Below are 17,897 nucleotides of genomic sequence, written 5' to 3' on the forward strand. Positions count from 1 at the left end.
AGCTTTTATCAGGACAGCAACATGAAATTCAGTGAACACTGGTTACGCGAATGGGTTCAGCCGGCGATTGCAACACAGGCTCTGTGTGATCAGTTAAGTTTGGCCGGTTTAGAAGTCGATGATGTTTCTGCGGTGGCAGGAGATTTTTCTGGAGTTGTGGTCGCCGAGATTCTGAGTGCTCAGCCACATCCTGATGCCGATAAATTACAAGTATGCCAAGTCAGCGATGGTCAGGAAACCTTCCAAGTCGTGTGCGGTGCCGCGAATGCGCGTGCCGGGTTAAAAACGGCTTTTGCAAAAGTGGGCGCGGTGCTGCCGGGTGATTTTCGCATTAAGCGTGCTAAGCTGCGCCAAGTCGAGTCTTTCGGCATGTTGTGTGCTGAAGATGAATTGGGAATTTCTGACAACCATGATGGCATCATGGAGTTGGCACAGAATGCACCTGTCGGGCAGGATCTGCGCCAGTACCTGGGTTTGGACGATCAGATCGTAGATGTGGATCTGACACCCAACCGTGGTGATTGCTTAAGTATTGCCGGTATGGCACGTGAAGTGGGTGTTCTGAACCGTGTCCCCGTGACCCCAGTTCAGATTGCACCGATTTCGGCGAGTCATGACCAGGTGGTGCCTGTGACGCTGATCGCGCCTGCAGATTGCCCTCGTTACTTAGGACGTGTCATTCGTAACATCCGTCAGGGGGTACAAACACCCTTATGGATGCAGGAAAAACTGCGTCGTTCAGGGATTCGCAGTATCGATCCGGTGGTGGATGTAACCAATTACGTTTTACTGGAACTGGGTCAGCCGATGCATGCTTTTGATCTAGAAAAGCTGGAAGGTGGTATCCAGGTTCGTAGAGCCAATGCCGGTGAAAAGCTGCGTTTGTTAGATGGCCAGGAAGTGGATCTGCAAGCGGATACCCTAGTGATTGCGGATGAAGCTAAAGCCCTGGCCATGGCAGGAATTATGGGAGGCGAGGCCAGTAGTGTGACCGATGCCACCCAGCACCTGTTCTTGGAAAGTGCGTTCTTTGCGCCCTTATCTATTGTCGGGCGTGCACGTAACTACGGTTTGCACACAGACTCTTCACACCGTTTTGAACGTGGGGTTGATTGGCAGTTACAACGGCAAGCCTTAGAGCGTGCCACAGCCTTACTACTTGAAATTGTAGGGGGCGAAGCGGGTCCGGTTATCGAAGCGCTGAGTGCCGAGCATCTACCACAGGTTCCACAGATACGTTTGCGTCAGTCGCGCATTGATCAGATGTTGGCGATGTCGCTGCCGCCTGCTGAGGTTGAAGAAATCCTCGGGCGTTTAGGTTTAACCCTGAGTAAGACAGAGTCCGATGAATGGCGTGTCGCAGTGCCCAGCTATCGTTTTGATATTACTCTAGAGGTGGATCTGATCGAAGAACTGGCGCGAGTCTATGGATACGATCGTTTGCCGGTTAAAACGCCGAGTGCTGAACTGCCTCTCCCCCCGATCTCTGAAGCTAAGCAGAGTGTGCAGTTTTTGCGTCGCCATATGATTGCACGGGGTTATCAGGAGGCGATTACCTATAGTTTTATTGAAGCGGGTTTGTCGCGTCAGTTTGATCCTAAGCATGAAGCAGTGGCCTTGGCCAATCCGATTTCGGCCGAAATGGCGGTCATGCGTACGACCTTATGGCCGGGTTTGGTCAAGGCAGTTGAGTATAATCAGAATCGTCAACAGAATCGTATTCGCCTGTTTGAGACAGGCCAGCGCTTTGTGCCACAAGCCCAGGGATTGCTGCAAGAGAATGTTTTGGCGGCGGTGGTCACCGGTACGCGTGATGCGGAAAGCTGGTGTGCCGGTAAGGATAAACTGGATTTCTTCGACATTAAAGGCGATCTGGAGTCCTTATTGAGTCTGGGCGGCTGCTTGGCGGAGTATGCATTTGTGGCCGCTGAGCATCCTGCGCTGCATCCAGGGCAGAGTGCACGTATTGAGCGTCAAGGCAAGTTAATTGGATGGATCGGTGCGCTGCACCCACAGTTACAGAAGGATTTGGATCTGAATGGCCCGATCTATCTGTTTGAGCTGTCGCTGTCCGAAATTCAAACCGGACGCTTGCCGCGTTATGAAGCGCTGTCGAAATTCCCAGAAATGCGTCGAGATCTGTCTTTATTGGTGGATCAGTCGATCAGCTTTGGTGCGATTCGAGAAGCGGCCGTGGCAGCCGGTGGTGAATATCTGCGTCAGGTCCGTCTTTTTGATCAATATCAGGGCCAAGGTATTGAACCAGGACGAAAAAGTCTGGCTCTGGGCTTGACCTGGCAGCATCCATCACGCACTCTTACTGATGAAGAAATAAACAACAGTGTGGCGTCGGTGATTGCCGCTTTAAATACACACTGTGGTGCCTCTCTCAGAGATTAAGACAACAGGGTGAATGTCATGGGCTCTTTGACGAAAGCAGAAATGGCCGAGCGCTTATTTGAAGAACTTGGCCTGAATAAACGCGAAGCGAAAGAAATGGTGGAATCCTTTTTCAATGAGATTCGCGAATGCTTGGCGTCAAATGAGCAAGTGAAACTCTCCGGTTTTGGTAACTTTGATCTGCGCGACAAACGTCAGCGTCCAGGTCGAAATCCCAAAACTGGAGAGGAGGTGCCCATCTGCGCGCGGCGTGTTGTCACCTTCCGACCTGGACAGAAGCTGAAGGAGCGAGTGGATACCTATGCCGGATCCCGGAGCCAAGAATCCTGAGCTGGCCCCGATTCCCGGGAAGCGATATTTCACGATAGGCGAAGCCGCAGAACTCTGTGATTTGAAACCTCATGTTTTGCGCTATTGGGAACAGGAATTTCCACAGATACAGCCGGTTAAGCGTAACAATCGCCGTTATTACCAACGTCAGGATCTTCTTCTTATCCGTCAAATCCGCAGTCTTCTGTACGAGCAGGGCTTTACGATTACCGGTGCTCGACAATGGTTAGGCGGTAATGAGGCGAGTGAAGATGCTGAGCGTTATCAACAGCTGATCCGCCAAACCATCAATGAGTTAAATGATCTTTTGAAATTGCTGAAAAGCGTGAAATAAAGCTTCACAATTTCAAAACCTTAGGGTAATATTTGCGTCCTCTTGAAAAGAGATCGTCGGGGCGTAGCGCAGCCTGGTAGCGCACTTGCATGGGGTGCAAGGGGTCGCAGGTTCAAATCCTGCCGTCCCGACCAATTAAATCAGAGGGTTAAGAGAATCGCCGGTTGGCGATTTTTTGCTTTTTGGGGTTTTAGTCCTTTCTGGTGACCGTTCCGTGACCGTTTGAGATTGGCTCATCTTTTGATGAGTTGTAGTCGTGACGTGTTAAACAAAGTAATGATGCCTTGCGAGATGTGAGCTCAAAAAATGCTCCCATACATTTAGTCACTCATTAGCTGATGCGATGCTTTGGTGCTGAATCTGTTACTTGTCATCTGGTTGGTGATGATTTGCAGGTGGTAACGAAGAGTGAAGAGAATTAGCTAGTTCTGGTAGCTTCCTTGGATAATGGAGCTAGTCTTCAGAAGGCGTATTCTTTGCTAGGCTAGAGTTGCAAACTAATATCGGATGCAAATCGATAGCAGGACTTCGTAAGAAAGGCGCTCAGACGCAGTTCTGTTGGATGCGTAAACAGGTAGCACCAGATGTAGTATATAGCTACAGATGCAATTTTTGAGGTGGCTCAATAGACCTGTACACACCAGTTAAGCGACAAAGCCCTTAACTGGAGAGCAAGAAGTGACCAAGAGAAAACAATATTCAAAAGAATTCAAGCTGGATGCCATCAACCTGGTATTGGAGCAGGGATACACCCGAGCAGAGGCAGCCAAAAGCCTGGAAATCAATCTTTCACAACTGGGGCGCTGGATAAAAGAGTTCCGTGAAGATAGCGACGGACAAGCATTCCGAGGTAACGGTAAGCTGACTCCAGAGCAGGAAGAAATCAGAAAGCTCAAAGCTCAGGTGAAGCAGCTGGAGCTGGAGAAGCGCATTTTAAAGGAAGCGACGGTCTTCTTCGCCAAAGAAACGAAGTGAAATACTCGTTTATCACCCGAAGGAAGAAGACCTACCCGGTCGGCCTGATGTGCCGACTTCTGGGTGTTCCCGCAGTGGTTATTACGGCTACCTGAAACGTCATGCTGGCAAACCAATGATGCTGATCGCCTAGAACTGCTGGGAGCGGTTCGTGAGATCGCCAGGACCAGTGATGCAACCTATGGCAGCCGTCGGATGAAACGGGCGCTGAACGCCCTGAGCTATCCAGTTAGCCGCAGCAAGGCGCGCAAGCTGATGAAGGAAGCGGGTGTGCAGGCAAAATAACGCAAGCGGTACAAAGTCACGACCAACAGCAATCACCAGCAACCGGTATTTGAGAACCAGTTGAACCGGGAGTTTGATGTAACAGTGCCTGATCGTGTGTACGCTGGGGATATCACCTACCTTTGGGCACAGGAAGGCTGGCTGTACCTTGCAGTGGTCATCGACCTCTATTCACGGAAGGTGGTGGGCTGGAGCATGGGTTCACGCATGAAGTCACAACTGGTTTGCGATGCCCTCAGAATGGCGATCTGGCAACGTCGTCCGGCAGCGGGACTGATCGTTCATTCGGACCGCGGTTCCCAGTGCGCTAGCATTCTATCCCGTCATCTATTAAGAAAGCTTTAATTAGCGACAAAATTTAACGCACCTACCCCTTACACTCCCAACGATCAAGCCGAAGTGGGAGTGAGCCATGCATCCAACGTTACAGACCTCCAAAAGCCAAGCCGTATTGATTGGTGAGCAGAACGAAGTGTTAGTTCGCCAGTGGGCTTTACGCTTATTGATTGAAGCGCAGGGTTATCGCTTGATGTTCAACAACCGCAATTACTTTGATGACGATATGCTTGTAAGTCTAGGTATCGAAGTTGAAGACAACACGGATATGACGCCGACGAAATTGTTGCGAATTTTACGACAAGCAGCCAAACATCAAACCTTGGTGCCGAATCTGCCAACAGCTTATCTGGGCAACAATCTGAGTCTGCTAGGTGATTCATTGTCGCTGTCTGTAATTGAGCAAGAGATCTTGGGTTTCTTGGTCATTAAAGAGCAGGACACACGCTTATCCAATGTCATTGAGCTTTTTCATCAGCGTCGATGGGTAGGGTCACAGCAATTAGTCACGATGTTGTCTATTGCGTTGAAGTATCCCCGAAATGTCATCAGTCAGGCGTTGAGTGCAGAGGCTCCTTTGCGTCAATGTGGCCTGATTTCTCCAGAGGATCATCACAACGGTATTGAGCTGCTTAATGGTCTAGACGATCTCCTGTATTTCGAAGAAAACGGCCCTGACGCACTCTTCAGAAGCAATACGCTAAAGTTGCCGCCCTCTGAGTTGATACCGAGTGACTTTGAACATATCCAACAAGCCTATGATCGTGTCTATAACTATGTCCGACGTGCTGCCAGTAAAGAGCTAAAAGGCGTCAATGTTCTGATTTATGGCTCACCAGGAACGGGTAAGACTGAACTGGTTAAGGTGCTTTCAGACTCAATGGGCTTGTCGCTATATGAGGTTAAATCCTCGGGCTCCGATGGTCGACCTCTGACAGGTGATCGGCGTTTAGCGACCTATCAGATGGCGCAACATATGTTGGCATCCGATAAAAAGAGCGTGATGTTGTTTGATGAGGTTGAAGATGTCTTTAATGATCGCATTAGCAATCACTACAAGGCTTGTGTTAATCGTATTCTGGAAACGAATCAACGTCCTAGTTTTTGGTTAACGAATAGCCACTACACCATGGATCCTGCCTACATTCGACGCTTTGATTTAGTGTTTGAGATGCCAGAGCTTGGCGAGAAGGCGAGGTTGAAGATCGCTAAACGTATTCTGAGTGATATACCTGTCAGGGAGGAATGGCTTGTGTCGTTATCAAAACAAAAGGGTGTTCATGCTGCACATTTAGCTCAAGCTGCTCGCGTGGTGAAACACTCGGGTTATCGCAAGGCTGAACGTATTGAGTCAGAGATTGATGGCATTCTGGCTTCGCTCTATCAGGCTCTGGGCTATCGTGAGCGTAAAAAATCGTCAAAAGTGAAGGTGCCTTATTACAATTCGGCGTTTTCTAACACAGACTTTTCGCTGGACAAACTAACCCATGGGTTGAAGCGCAGCCGTCTGGGACGTATCTGTCTTTATGGCCCACCTGGAACAGGCAAGTCGGGGTATGCCACCTACCTCGCTAATTCATTGCAAATGCCACTGATTGCTAAAAAAGCATCCGATCTGCTGGATAAGTATCTAGGGGGGACTGAGAAGGCTTTAGCACAAGCCTTCGATGAAGCGAAACAGCGCTCAGGTATTTTGCTCATCGATGAGGCTGATAGCTTTTTGACACCTAGAACACAAGCTGAACACAGCTGGGAAATTTCTCATGTGAATGAGTTACTGGTACAAATGGAGCAATACCCAGGTATTCTGTTGATGTCCACCAACTATATGGAACATCTAGACTCAGCCGCGCTTCGTCGTTTCGATTTTAAGATTCGCTTTAATTACTTAACACCCGATCAATGCTGGATGATGTTCAACAACCAGTTAGGTCGAGCAAAGCAGCATCAATTTGCCGTGACCGATGTTGAACAGTGCAAGCCAGTACTCATCAAGCTTCATCAGTTAACGCCGGGTGACTTTGCAACCGTAGAACGTCATCACCGCGTGATGGGAGAGGAGTTAACGCCGGCATCACTCTTGGCCGGTTTGCAACGAGAGCACGATATTAAAACATCCGGTCAACGTCGTGCGATTGGATTTATGTAGGTAAGCTTATGAATCTTGAACATCTTGTCGCCGTATATGGTTCGCTTAAGCGAGGACACTTTAACCATGATCTTCTCAATGGGGCGGAGTTTGTAGGTGAAGATTGGTTATTTGAGTTCACGCTCTACGACCTAGGACCTTTTCCTGCAGTGAAAAGGCATCCGTCTGAGGGTGTGTTAGTTGAAATATATCGAGTGACTAACCAACAGTTACACCGTCTGGATCAACTGGAAGGTTTTGACTCAGAGGCACCGCATAAAAGCTTTTATCTGAGGGTCGAGGTTGAATCCAGTTATGGGCCCGTTTGGGTCTATGAGTACAACCGAGAGGTTGAGCCAGAGCGTTTGATAGGGACGGGTAACTGGGATTTAACCTAACGAAAAGATAAAGAACCCTGGGGTTAGGGGGGGCGTTAATTAAAAAAACCATTAATAATAAGTAATTAGACGAGGTGTCTTTGCTTAAGATGGTGTTAGTCTCGATCACTATTAGCTATGATGAATCGGTTGGAAACAAGGATGCGTGAAAGGATGAGCCATCAGCACAATACATTGTTTAGGTATTTGACACTGCTACAGTTAATACCTAGATCACCAGGGTACAGAGCGACACCGACGCTGCAAGCCTTGTTGGAAGAGCGCGGCTTTCAGGTCGACCTCAGAAGTGTTCAGCGCGACCTTGAGAAAATGTCGAATAACTTCCCGTTGCTCTGCGATAAATCTCAAAAGCCTTATCGCTGGTCATTTGATCCTGCATTTAAAAGTAATCTGCCTGCACTCGATACCCCAACCGCGCTTACCCTCGTCTTGGCAGAAGAGTATCTTAAAGGCTTGCTTCCCCAAGCGGCCATTGTTCAGCTCAACAACCAGTTTACGGCTGCACGAAAATACCTAGAGCAACTAAAAGAAAGTGGTTTTAGTGATTGGACCCGACATGTCAAAGCTATTCCCAACGGCAAAGCGCTGATTCCGGCACCAATTAACCCGACTATCTGGGCAGAAGTGACTGATGCACTGCTTAAAGGCATTGCCTTAGATGTGACTTACCTAAGCCGAGCAAAAGGGGAAGAGAAACAGTTCACACTTCATCCCCTCGGTCTAGTGGCGAGGCACAGTGTGACCTACCTACTGGCCACTGTGGATGGTTATGACGATATCAGGCACTTTGCCCTTCATCGCCTCAAGCAGGTTAAACAAAGTCGTGTTGTCTATCAGGCTCAGACAGACTTTGATATTGATGAATACCTCAAAAAAGGTGCATTTGGTTATCGGCTAGGCGAGCAAGACATAGAGCTAGTAGCCAAAATACGACCAGAAATAGCTTGGTTGTTATCAGAAACTCCCCTGAGTGAGCAACAGTCATTATCTGAACCTGACAATGAGGGTTGGATAACTTTGAAAGCTATAGTACCGGATGACTTACAGACTCAGTGGTGGGTGATGGGGTTTGGTGGGGAAATTATAGTGCTTGAACCAGCCCATTTAAGAAGCCGACTAGTCAGCTTGATCAACAATATGCAAAGCCTTTATAGCAAATAACTGAAGAGAGTTAGTGAATGGACAATATTACTAAAGGGTTGGAACTCAACAATCGCAATGTAAAATATTTTTTTATTGCAGTTGTCATTTTACTTATCGGCATATCTTGGCTGGAAATCATCGATCACCATTCTGCTAAGTATGTTGATGCATCATTGAGTCAAGCGGCTATTGCCTTCGGTATAGCACGCGCTTTCAATGGGATCATTTCAGTTTTCAAAGAGGTGTCTGTCACTGTGCCTCTCATAGGATTAGAGCTAGCCATAGGACAGTTGCTGGACCCAGTCAACGATCTAGTTGAGCAGTTTTCGTCCTTGATGAAAATGGCTTTAGGATCCTTGATCATACAAAAAATCCTGCTTGAAATTGTTGCCAATAACTTCTTCAAAGTTATTTTTACTTTGTCAGGCGTCATGCTGGCGCTTGTTGTCTACTTTGACAAACTTCGACTGATTAATGTGTTCTTTAAAAGCTTCGTTTTCTTGGCGATGCTACGCTTTCTGGTTGCGCTTACTGTACTTTTCTATGCTGCCGTAGACAAAGCTTTTGTAGAGAGTAAAACGGAACAAGAAATGGCGTTTCTAGAGACCTATCCACTGGAGTTAGAAAGCTTTACGGATGATTCAGCCGTCTCTGAAGAATTAAGGGCTGCATTAACATTGGACTTACAAAACATCCAACAAGACGTTGCACTTAAAGAAGAGCAAATCCAACAGATTGACAATAATATTGCTCATTTAGATGAGTTGTTCTTGTCACTCGAAACAGATCTGCAAAATGTGAATGCTGAAATAGGTACTTTTCAGAGATTTAACATCATGAGCCGCGATGAGAGAGTCGTCCAGCTTAACGAAGCAATGAGCTCCAACAGAACTCAGAAAAGAGCCTTAGAAACTGAACGCCGTGATTTAGTTCGTGAGCTGAATAATGCAAACAGAACGATCGTGGATATTGAGAACGCACTTGAAGGCAAATCCACTGGCATTTTCAGTTCAATCAGTAGTGGTTTCACGGCAATGACTTCTGGGTTGTCCAACTTCAGAGAAAAAGTTTCCCATTACATTGACAACATTCAGAAAGCTATCCCGTCATTTATCAACCTCATGGCACTGTTTTTCTTTAAGACAATGATTTTGCCTTTGCTTTTCCTCTTCGCCTTTTTGAAGGGCTTTAAAATGATCTGGGGAATCAACATGCGTGATGCGATCACGTCTGGTGTTGAGGAGCTAAGGTCAGAAATCAAAGGCTCAAAATCATAGATGCATTCGATGGGGCTGCTTTAAGACTGGTGGCCCCACTTGTCTGCAATGAACCCTTATGTAAATTGATATATATTACAATAAATTAGCTTGAATTAATTTGTAGGATTACCCATGCACCACAGTGCACACAACAAATTTATATCTTTTATCTGGAGCATTGCTGACGATTGCTTAAGAGGTGTGTATGTACGGGGTAAGTACCGTGACGTAATCCTGCCCATCGTTGTGCTTCGTCACCTAGATACTCTTCTGGAACCAACCAAAGAAGATGTGTTGGATGAAGTAACGTTCCAAAAAGAGTCGATGAACTCAACTGAATTAGATGAAGAGCCGTTAAAGCAGGCTTCAGGCTATGTTTTTTATAATACTTCCAAGTGGACACTGAAAACGCTCTTATCAACAGCGACTAACTCTGTATCAAGCGCTGGGATACCAGTGGGTGCACAAGTAGCGTCGCCCGTCCTCATCCGCATTCAACCCGGCGCTGTCGAACACGGATTTTCCGCTGGAGCGACTGGTCTCAGGACTCAAACGCAGTGGCTAGGCCCGCATCTGCCTCTATGGCCCGCCGGGCACCGGTAAAGGCGAGCTGGGACGTTATCTGGAATCTGTACTGGAACAGCCGCTGCTGATGCGCAAAGCCTCCGATCTGCTGGGCCCTTTTGTGGGGCAGACCGAGCAGCAGCTGGTTGCCGCCTTTGCCGAAACCAAACAGAAAAACGCCATCCTGATGATCGACGAGGCCGACAGCTTTCTTGGGTCACGCAGCGCAGCCCAGCAGCAGTGGGAAGTCAGCTAGGTCAACGAGCTATTGGTACAGATGGAAGAGTTCAACGGCATTCTGATCATGTCGACCAACTTCATGGACCACCTCGACAGCGCCGCATTGCGCCGGTTCGACTTCAAAATTCGGTTTAACTACCTGGACTTTGACCAGTCCTGGTCGTTTTTTAACCGCCTGCTGGGGATGCACCAGTCTCAACCCTTTGCTGCAGTTAATGTAGCAGGGTACGAGACTCGGTTGAAACGCCTGTCTCAGCTGACCCCCAGTGACTTCGCCACCGTTGAGCGTCGCGCCAAGGTGTTGGCCGAGCCGCTGACACCCGAAATCCTGATGGCAGGGCTTGAGCAGGAGCATGCCATCAAGCCCCGTCATCAGGGTCGCGCCATCGGCTTTATGAGCTGAAAGGCGAATGAAATGAAACTTCCATGCAATCAAGGATTTGGTACTATGTCGGCTATCAGAAACACAACATCACAAGGAGGTGGTATGAGTAGCCGCCAAGACACACTCTTTCGTCACCAGGCTCTGCTGCAACTCATTCCGCGGGCGCCGCACTACCGCGCCACCACGACGCTTCATGCACTGCTTGAGGAGCGTGGTTTCAATGTCGAGCTGCGCACCATGCAGCGCGACCTGGAAAAGCTGTCAGCGCATTTCCCGCTACTGCGTGATGGTACCTACCGACCCTTCCATTGGTCATTTGATGCATCCTTCAAAAGCAACCTGCCGGCACTGGACACCGCTACCGCGCTGACGCTGGTGCTGACCGAAGAATACCTGCGCAGCCTGCTGCCGCAGATCGCCATCGACCAACTGACCGGGCAGTTTGAAAACGCCCGCCAAGTATCTGGATGGACTCAACGGCAACCGGCTGGCGCACTGGAGCGAGTACGTCAAAGCCATTCCCAACGGCAAGGCATTGATCCCGGCCCCGATCGAACACGATGTTTGGCAACTTGTGACTGACGCACTGCTCAACCACTACGCGCTGGATGTTGAGTACCGCAGCCGCTCCAAGGACGAGCACAAAACCTTTACCCTGCACCCGCTGGGTATTGTTGCGCGCCATAGTGTCTTTTACCTGCTGGCCACCGTAAACGACTATGAAGATGTGCGCCAGTTTGCGCTGCATCGCATTGTCAGCATTAAAGCCAGTGAACAACCGTACCGATCCAAAGCGGATTTTTGCGTCGACCAATACATCTCAACCGGCCCTTCGGCTATCCGCTGGACGAGCAGTTCGTGCAATTGAAAGCACGCATTCGGCCTGAAGTTGCCAGGCTGCTGTCGGAAACGCCATTGAGTGATGTGCAAAGGCTAACTGAAGAGCCAGACGAACAGGGCTGGTGCTGGCTGGAAGCCGAAGTACCGAACGACCAGCAGACCCAGTGGTGGATACAGGGCTTTGGGGCGGCGATAGATGTGGTTGAGCCAGTGAGCTGGCGGGAGGCTATACACCGGCAGGCGCGGGGTGTGCTGGGAATTGAAACCTGAATTATTGCCTGTTAATAGGGCTATTAGCTGGGCAGCAGTCATGTAAAATAGCTGTGTCCAGCAAGACATTGATGAACAACACGCGTATTCCAAACTGATGGCGTTAAAAGGATTTCCAGAGCAAAAGCCATGACTATCACTGACTATCAGGCCAAATACTACGCTTATGAACTCACCATTCGTCATGCCGGCGGCGTCGATAGTCTTTCGCAGTCATTGTTTGATGCCAGTGTCGACCTCAACCCTCATCAGATTAACGCTGCGCTGTTTGCACTCAACAACCCCTTGAGCCAGGGTGTTGTATTGGCCGATGAAGTGGGTTTGGGTAAAACCATCGAAGCGGGTCTGGTGATTTCCCAATACTGGGCAGAGCGCCGCAGAAAGCTGCTGATCATCTGTCCGGCCTCACTACGCAGGCAATGGGCACAGGAGTTGTCGGACAAGTTCAATCTACCTTCCCAAATTCTGGATGCCAAAACCTGGAAAAATCTGCAAAAAGAAGGTGTTTATAACCCGCTGGCTGAAAAGCGGGTCATCATCATGTCTTACCACTACGCTGCTCGGCTTGAAGAGCAGCTGCTGGTAGAGCCTTGGGATCTTGTAGTAATTGATGAAGCCCACAAGCTTCGCAACGCACACCGCACTAGTAATCGCATGGGCCAATTACTACGCAGAGCGTTGGTCGGACGTAAAAAACTCTTGCTAACAGCAACCCCATTACAAAATTCGCTGATGGAGTTATATGGCCTTTCGACTCTGATTGATGAACAGCTTTTTGGTGACGAACGTTCTTTCCGACAAAGCTATATTCAGGGCCATAGCTCCGTTGCGGAGCTGAAAAGCAGGCTCAAAGGATTCGTGCATCGAACTCTGCGGCGCGATGTGCTGGAGTATGTGCGTTATACCCAGCGCCAAACCTTAACGGTGCCTTTCACCCCAACCGCACAGGAAGAAGACCTGTATAACGGCATATCCGCCTTATTAGAGCGTGACGAAAGCTATGCGCTGCCGCGCAATCAGCGCCATCTTACAGGCCTTATACTTCGTAAGCTGTTGGCATCCAGCTCTCATGCGGTACTCAATACACTGGAAACCATCTTAAAGCGCCTTGAAGCACTGAAAGAAAACACCCAAAGCGATATTGATGTTGTCGCAACCTTGGTGGATGACGACGATCTTGAGCAGGAGTATCTGGAAGAAATCGACGAGCCTGAAGCTAACGATATGTATATCGACTTTGAGTTGCTCGAAGACGAAATCAACGAAATCAGGCTCTACATTGGTAAAGCCCGCGCCATTGAAACCGACAGTAAAGCCACGGCACTTCTTACGGCATTGAATCAAGGCTTCGAAAAAATGGAAGCCATGGGCGCGCCAAGAAAAGTGATTATCTTCACTGAGTCTAAGCGCACGCAAGAATATTTAAGCCGGTTCCTATCCGCCAATGGCTATCAGGATAAAATCGTCACCTTCAGTGGTTCCAACAATCATCCGCAAGCTACGGAAGTGTATCAGCGCTGGTTAGCAGAAAATAAAGACAGCGACAAAATCAGCGGCTCGCCCCAGATAGACCGACGTACCGCTCTGATCGACCACTTCAAACACCACGCTGAAGTCATGATTGCGACCGAAGCAGCGGCAGAGGGTGTCAACCTCCAGTTTTGCTCATTGCTGATCAACTACGACTTACCCTGGAACCCGCAGAGGGTCGAGCAGCGGATTGGTCGCTGCCATCGTTACGGCCAGAAGTTTGATGTTGTCGTTATCAACTTCCTGAATAACTCCAATCAGGCTGATCAGCGTGTCCTGGAACTGCTTACTGAGAAGTTTCATCTCTTTGATGGAGTCTTTGGCGCATCCGATGAAGTGCTGGGCAGCATTGAATCCGGCGTCGATTTTGAAAAACGTATTCAGGCAATCTACGAAACCTGCCGTAAACCAGAAGACATTGACGCTGCTTTCAAACAGCTACAACAAGAGCTGGAAGCAGACATAAACGAGAAAATGAAAGAAACCCGGCAGATTCTGCTGGAAAACTTTGATGAGGACATCCACGACCTGCTCAAACTGCGTCTGGATGCCGCTGAACAACGCCTCGACAAAGTGGGCCGATGGTTCTGGGCATTGACTCAGCACGAATTACAACGTCTTGCCGCCTTTAATGAAGCCAATCACAGTTTTGAACTAAAGGCGTCGATTCCACAAGTTCCATCTGGGCTGTATCAGCTGCACAAGCGCGGTTCAGCGCAACAACCGGACAATGAATTAGCTCATGCGCACCGCTACCGATTGTCTGCCCCTCTGGGCGAATGGGTGGTACAGCAGGCCATCAGTCGAGAGCTGCCCCCAGCTGAACTGCTGTTCGACTATTCATCGCATACCGCCAAAGTATCCGTCATTGAGAATCTGGTAGGTAAGTCTGGCGTTCTACGCATGCAAAAGTTCAGCATTGAATCACTGGAGCGTAGTGAGGACTACCTGCTGTTTGCCGCTATGGACCAACAAGGTAATACCATACCAGCTGAAGTGGCTCAAAAGCTGATGCAATTACCAGCTTATGAACGGCAAGCCAGTCAGCAGATCAACCGAATAGCGGAACCAACGGCCTCCGAAACAGCACTTGAACGAATTCTGGAGTCAGAACGTAATCAGGTTGAAAAGTCCGTCAATGACCGGAATCTGAGCTTCTTCGAACAAGAAGTGAACAAGCTGGATGCCTGGGCCGATGACCTGAAAGAAGGGCTCGAAGCATCTATCAAGGAGCTCGACAAACAAATCAAAGAAGTACGCCGCGAAGCTAAGATCGCGGTCACACTGGAAGAAAAGCTGGCCCTGCAAAAGCAGCAGAAGAATCTGGAAAGCCAACGCAATAAAAGTCGCCGCGAGCTATTTGATAAGCAAGATGAAGTCGATGGACGACGTGAAGAGCTGATTGAATCCCTAGAAGGCAAGCTGAATAAGAAAACAACGGTAGAAACCCTGTTTACTGTGCAATGGAGTGTGAAGTGATCAAAGAAACCCTTATCTCTTTGTTTTTAAAGGACTATTTATGGAGCCAAGAAAACATCCTGGGGGCCTGCAGCACTCCAGACGACCTGCCTATGCTTGACTTCGGCTATTTGGCCACTATAATTAGCTTCAACAATACCCCTCCCGCTTCTCTTCCTGCCTTCGGGCTAGAATGCAGCGCACCGCGAGGGGTTACTCGTTTCTGGGGGACTGAAAAGTGAGTCCTGCTAACAGAAATCGAACATCAAGACGCCCAAACAAAGTTCCCTTTACTAAGCAACCCACCACCTTTGCCGACCAGGTTAGTCTGCTTAAGCAACGAGGCATGCTTATCCCTGATGAGCAAAAAGCGGCGTTCTATCTCTCCCAGCTTAACTACTATCGGTTTGCGGCCTATTGCCTCCCATTCGAGCAAGATCACGCTAGCCATCAATTCCAAGCAGGCACCGGATTCGAAGACGTATTCAACCTCTACGTATTTGACCGAGAGCTGCGCTTGCTGGTGCTGGATGCTATCGAGCGCTTTGAGGTCTCACTGCGTACTCAACTGGCCTACCACCTCAGCCATAATCATACGACGGCTCACCCGCACTTAAAGCCGCAGATATTTCACAACCCGGTTATCTATGGCGCATGTCTCAACAAGCTGGACAATGACATTAATCGGAGCCGCGAAGAGTTTATCAAACACCTTACCCAAAAGTACGAAGAGCTACAGCCACCCATCTGGGCCGTGGTTGAATTAATGACAATGGGACAATTATCGAAATGGTTCTCAAATATCGAGGCCAGAGCGGATCGACAAGCGATCAGCCGCATTTATGGACTGGACGAGAAAGTGATGACATCGTTTTGCGAGCACCTTTCGCTAGTGCGTAATCACGCAGCACATCATGCCAGATTGTGGAATCGTGATTTTACCAAAACCCCGATGCTGCCACGCCGGGGTGATCAGAAATTGATTAACAGTCTGTTCAACTTACCGGACACCGACAGGCGACTAAGAAAACTCTACAACACCTTCGTTCTGTTGGCTTATCTAATGAATACCATCTGCGGAGAAAACCACTGGGCCATGAGACTCAAAGAACTCATTGATAGTCATCATGTTGATCCAGTCAAAATGGGCTTTCCAACGGATTGGCAACAAAAAGACATTTGGAATTAAGGCATTACTATATGGCATTACAAGCTGCATTCTTGACAGTTTTGAAAGAGCTCTTGAAGAACAGATTTGCCCCGCACTTACCTCCACTTTTAGGGGACGGGAACCCAGCAGATCGAGAGAATAAACAGATTTCCCGTGCATTTAGTGCCTTTGCACTACAGAAGCTATTCGATCTGGACACGATGACTGCAGCCAAGGCCGTAGTAGACGACTACAACGACAAAGGCATTGATGCCATTTATTACCACGAAGACGAAAAAACCCTCTACCTGGTGCAAAGTAAGCTCAAGGCAAGTGAACAGTTCCAACTGGATGAGGCTCAGTCGTTCTTGAGTGGCATCGACCTATTGATTGACAAAAATTTTGAACAGTTTAATCAGAATGTACAAAACATCCAGCAACAGATAGAAGATGCATTAGACGAGTGCGATATTATCAAGCTCATAATCGCGTACTCAGGTGATGGCATATCAATTCAGGCCAAGAATGAAATCCAGCAAAAAGTTCAGTCACTGATTGATGACGGTGAAGAACAGCTGGTGCTTGAGCCCGTAATCTTCGGGCCAGAAGCCATTGAAGAAGCATTAAGGGCAGAAAATGCGACCAAGCCCATCAATGAGAAGATACAGGTTCACAAGTTCCGCACCACTAGCCAGCCTCGTTATTCGGTATTTGGCCTTGCAAAAGTCGAAGATCTCATTGCGCTCCACAAAAAACATGGGCGCGCGTTGTATGAAAAGAATATCCGTTACTTTATCGGTGCTGGCCGCAGAGGCGTGAATTCGGCCATTCGAGATACGCTGCTGAATGCACCACAGAACTTTATGCATTTAAACAACGGCATCACGCTTGTCGGAAACCATGTGGAAGCCAAGTCAAATGTCAAAAGCTCAAAGCTTAGCAAAAATATTGAGGTGCTCGGGCTATCCGTCGTCAATGGTGCGCAAACCATCTCTTCAGCAGCCCAGTTTTTAGAGCAAAACCCGGAAGCCGATATATCAAGCGCCCAAGTACTGGTTACCATCATCAATACCGGTAATGACGACTTTCATAAGCAGGTGACCAAAGCCCGTAACTTGCAGAACCCGGTCGATCTATCCAATTTCGCTGCACTTGATGACAACCAGGAAAGGCTAAGACAGGAAATAGCTTTATTTGGTGTTGACTATCAATACCGCCCACAGCGTCAAACCACAATCGGCATTCCCGTTATAACTATTGATAATCTGGCAAAAGCGTTGGCTTGCTTGCATAACGACATTCGTTTCCCTGCACGCTTGAAATCCGAACCCAGTCAATTTACCAACTCGGCCAGCGATTCTTATCAAGCCCTGTTCACACCAGAGCTAACCGGCCACAAAGCACTGAATGCTCACACTGCATTTGAGGTTATCCATGAGTTGGTGACACAAGCGGAACGTGGTTCTCCCAGCCCAGAAAAGTTGGTCTATCGTCATTGCGGCTATGCCATTGCCAGCATTTTGATGAAGCAACTGCGAAGCAAAATTGAGGGTAACGAGTTGCTGGATACAGATCATGTGAGACAGTGTTTGAGCGTGCCCTTTGATGAGGTTCGGCAACAGTTTGCCGATCAATACCCAGTGGTTGCTATGGGCTCGGCGCACCACGCGTTTTTCAAGCGTATTCCCGATACCGCCAAACTCATCAATAAGGTTTGGATTGAACATCAAGGCGTACAACAGGATGCTGCGGTGATTGCACTTCAGGGAAGGCTTTCGCCGGAAGATCCCTACAACCAGCGCTTGTTTAATGTGTTGAAGGATCGAGCCGCACAACTCTAGTTGCGCAAAGGGCACATACAAAGAATTTGAG

The 17,897-nt window shown here is 48.6% G+C and carries 14 protein-coding genes, 1 tRNA gene and 2 pseudogenes; all 17 read left to right on the forward strand.

Annotated features, from left to right (window positions below; translation table 11 throughout):
* Positions 1-21 precede the first annotated feature (21 nt).
* The 17 genes and pseudogenes from pheT (at position 22) to E1H14_RS06210 (ending at position 17,866) form a co-directional block, all read left to right on the forward strand.
* Positions 22-2,400 (forward strand): phenylalanine--tRNA ligase subunit beta, encoded by a 2,379-nt coding sequence (gene pheT / locus E1H14_RS06135; RefSeq protein WP_149390579.1) that lies wholly within the window; start codon positions 22-24, stop codon positions 2,398-2,400.
* 18 nt (positions 2,401-2,418) lie between these two features.
* On the forward strand, positions 2,419-2,730 hold the full coding sequence (gene ihfA, locus E1H14_RS06140) for an integration host factor subunit alpha (protein ID WP_149390580.1): 312 nt from the start codon (positions 2,419-2,421) through the stop codon (positions 2,728-2,730).
* Positions 2,702-3,064, forward strand: a complete 363-nt coding sequence (locus E1H14_RS06145; RefSeq protein ID WP_149390581.1) for a MerR family transcriptional regulator — start codon at positions 2,702-2,704, stop codon at positions 3,062-3,064. Before ihfA ends, E1H14_RS06145 begins: the two co-directional genes overlap by 29 nt.
* Positions 3,065-3,121: 57 nt before the next feature.
* Positions 3,122-3,198, forward strand: a tRNA-Pro gene (locus E1H14_RS06150).
* Between the two features lie 544 nt (positions 3,199-3,742).
* Positions 3,743-4,660, forward strand: a pseudogene (locus E1H14_RS06155) (IS3 family transposase); the annotation flags it as partial.
* Positions 4,661-4,736: 76 nt separating this feature from the next.
* Positions 4,737-6,809 (forward strand): AAA family ATPase, encoded by a 2,073-nt coding sequence (locus E1H14_RS06160; RefSeq protein ID WP_149390582.1) that lies wholly within the window; start codon positions 4,737-4,739, stop codon positions 6,807-6,809.
* A gap of 8 nt (positions 6,810-6,817) precedes the next feature.
* The gene (locus tag E1H14_RS06165; protein WP_149390583.1) at positions 6,818-7,186 is read left to right on the forward strand and encodes a gamma-glutamylcyclotransferase family protein; all 369 of its coding nucleotides are present in this window, start codon (positions 6,818-6,820) and stop codon (positions 7,184-7,186) included.
* Positions 7,187-7,339: 153 nt separating this feature from the next.
* A complete protein-coding gene (locus E1H14_RS06170; protein WP_149390584.1) occupies positions 7,340-8,347 on the forward strand; it encodes a helix-turn-helix transcriptional regulator in 1,008 nt (335 codons plus the stop codon).
* 17 nt (positions 8,348-8,364) lie between these two features.
* Positions 8,365-9,606, forward strand: a complete 1,242-nt coding sequence (locus tag E1H14_RS06175; RefSeq protein WP_149390585.1) for a hypothetical protein — start codon at positions 8,365-8,367, stop codon at positions 9,604-9,606.
* 114 nt (positions 9,607-9,720) lie between these two features.
* The gene (locus tag E1H14_RS13250; protein ID WP_235017402.1) at positions 9,721-10,191 is read left to right on the forward strand and encodes a type I restriction-modification system subunit M N-terminal domain-containing protein; all 471 of its coding nucleotides are present in this window, start codon (positions 9,721-9,723) and stop codon (positions 10,189-10,191) included.
* A gap of 19 nt (positions 10,192-10,210) precedes the next feature.
* Positions 10,211-10,795: pseudogene (locus E1H14_RS13410) on the forward strand (ATP-binding protein).
* Between the two features lie 84 nt (positions 10,796-10,879).
* Positions 10,880-11,359 (forward strand): hypothetical protein, encoded by a 480-nt coding sequence (locus E1H14_RS13255; protein WP_235017403.1) that lies wholly within the window; start codon positions 10,880-10,882, stop codon positions 11,357-11,359.
* Positions 11,352-11,645: a helix-turn-helix transcriptional regulator gene (locus tag E1H14_RS13355; RefSeq protein ID WP_268814357.1), complete on the forward strand. Its 294-nt coding sequence runs from the start codon at positions 11,352-11,354 to the stop codon at positions 11,643-11,645. Before E1H14_RS13255 ends, E1H14_RS13355 begins: the two co-directional genes overlap by 8 nt.
* Positions 11,636-11,887 carry a WYL domain-containing protein gene (locus tag E1H14_RS13360; protein ID WP_268814358.1) on the forward strand — a complete coding sequence of 84 codons (252 nt, stop codon included), beginning with the start codon at positions 11,636-11,638 and terminating at the stop codon, positions 11,885-11,887. Before E1H14_RS13355 ends, E1H14_RS13360 begins: the two co-directional genes overlap by 10 nt.
* A gap of 129 nt (positions 11,888-12,016) precedes the next feature.
* Positions 12,017-14,896: an SNF2-related protein gene (locus E1H14_RS06200; RefSeq protein WP_149390588.1), complete on the forward strand. Its 2,880-nt coding sequence runs from the start codon at positions 12,017-12,019 to the stop codon at positions 14,894-14,896.
* A gap of 325 nt (positions 14,897-15,221) precedes the next feature.
* Positions 15,222-16,064, forward strand: a complete 843-nt coding sequence (locus E1H14_RS06205; protein ID WP_149390589.1) for an Abi family protein — start codon at positions 15,222-15,224, stop codon at positions 16,062-16,064.
* An 11-nt stretch (positions 16,065-16,075) separates the two neighbouring features.
* A complete protein-coding gene (locus E1H14_RS06210) occupies positions 16,076-17,866 on the forward strand; it encodes an AIPR family protein (RefSeq protein ID WP_149390590.1) in 1,791 nt (596 codons plus the stop codon).
* Positions 17,867-17,897 lie beyond the last annotated feature (31 nt).

This window comes from Nitrincola tapanii, from assembly GCF_008368715.1.
GTDB lineage: Bacteria > Pseudomonadota > Gammaproteobacteria > Pseudomonadales > Balneatricaceae > Nitrincola > Nitrincola tapanii.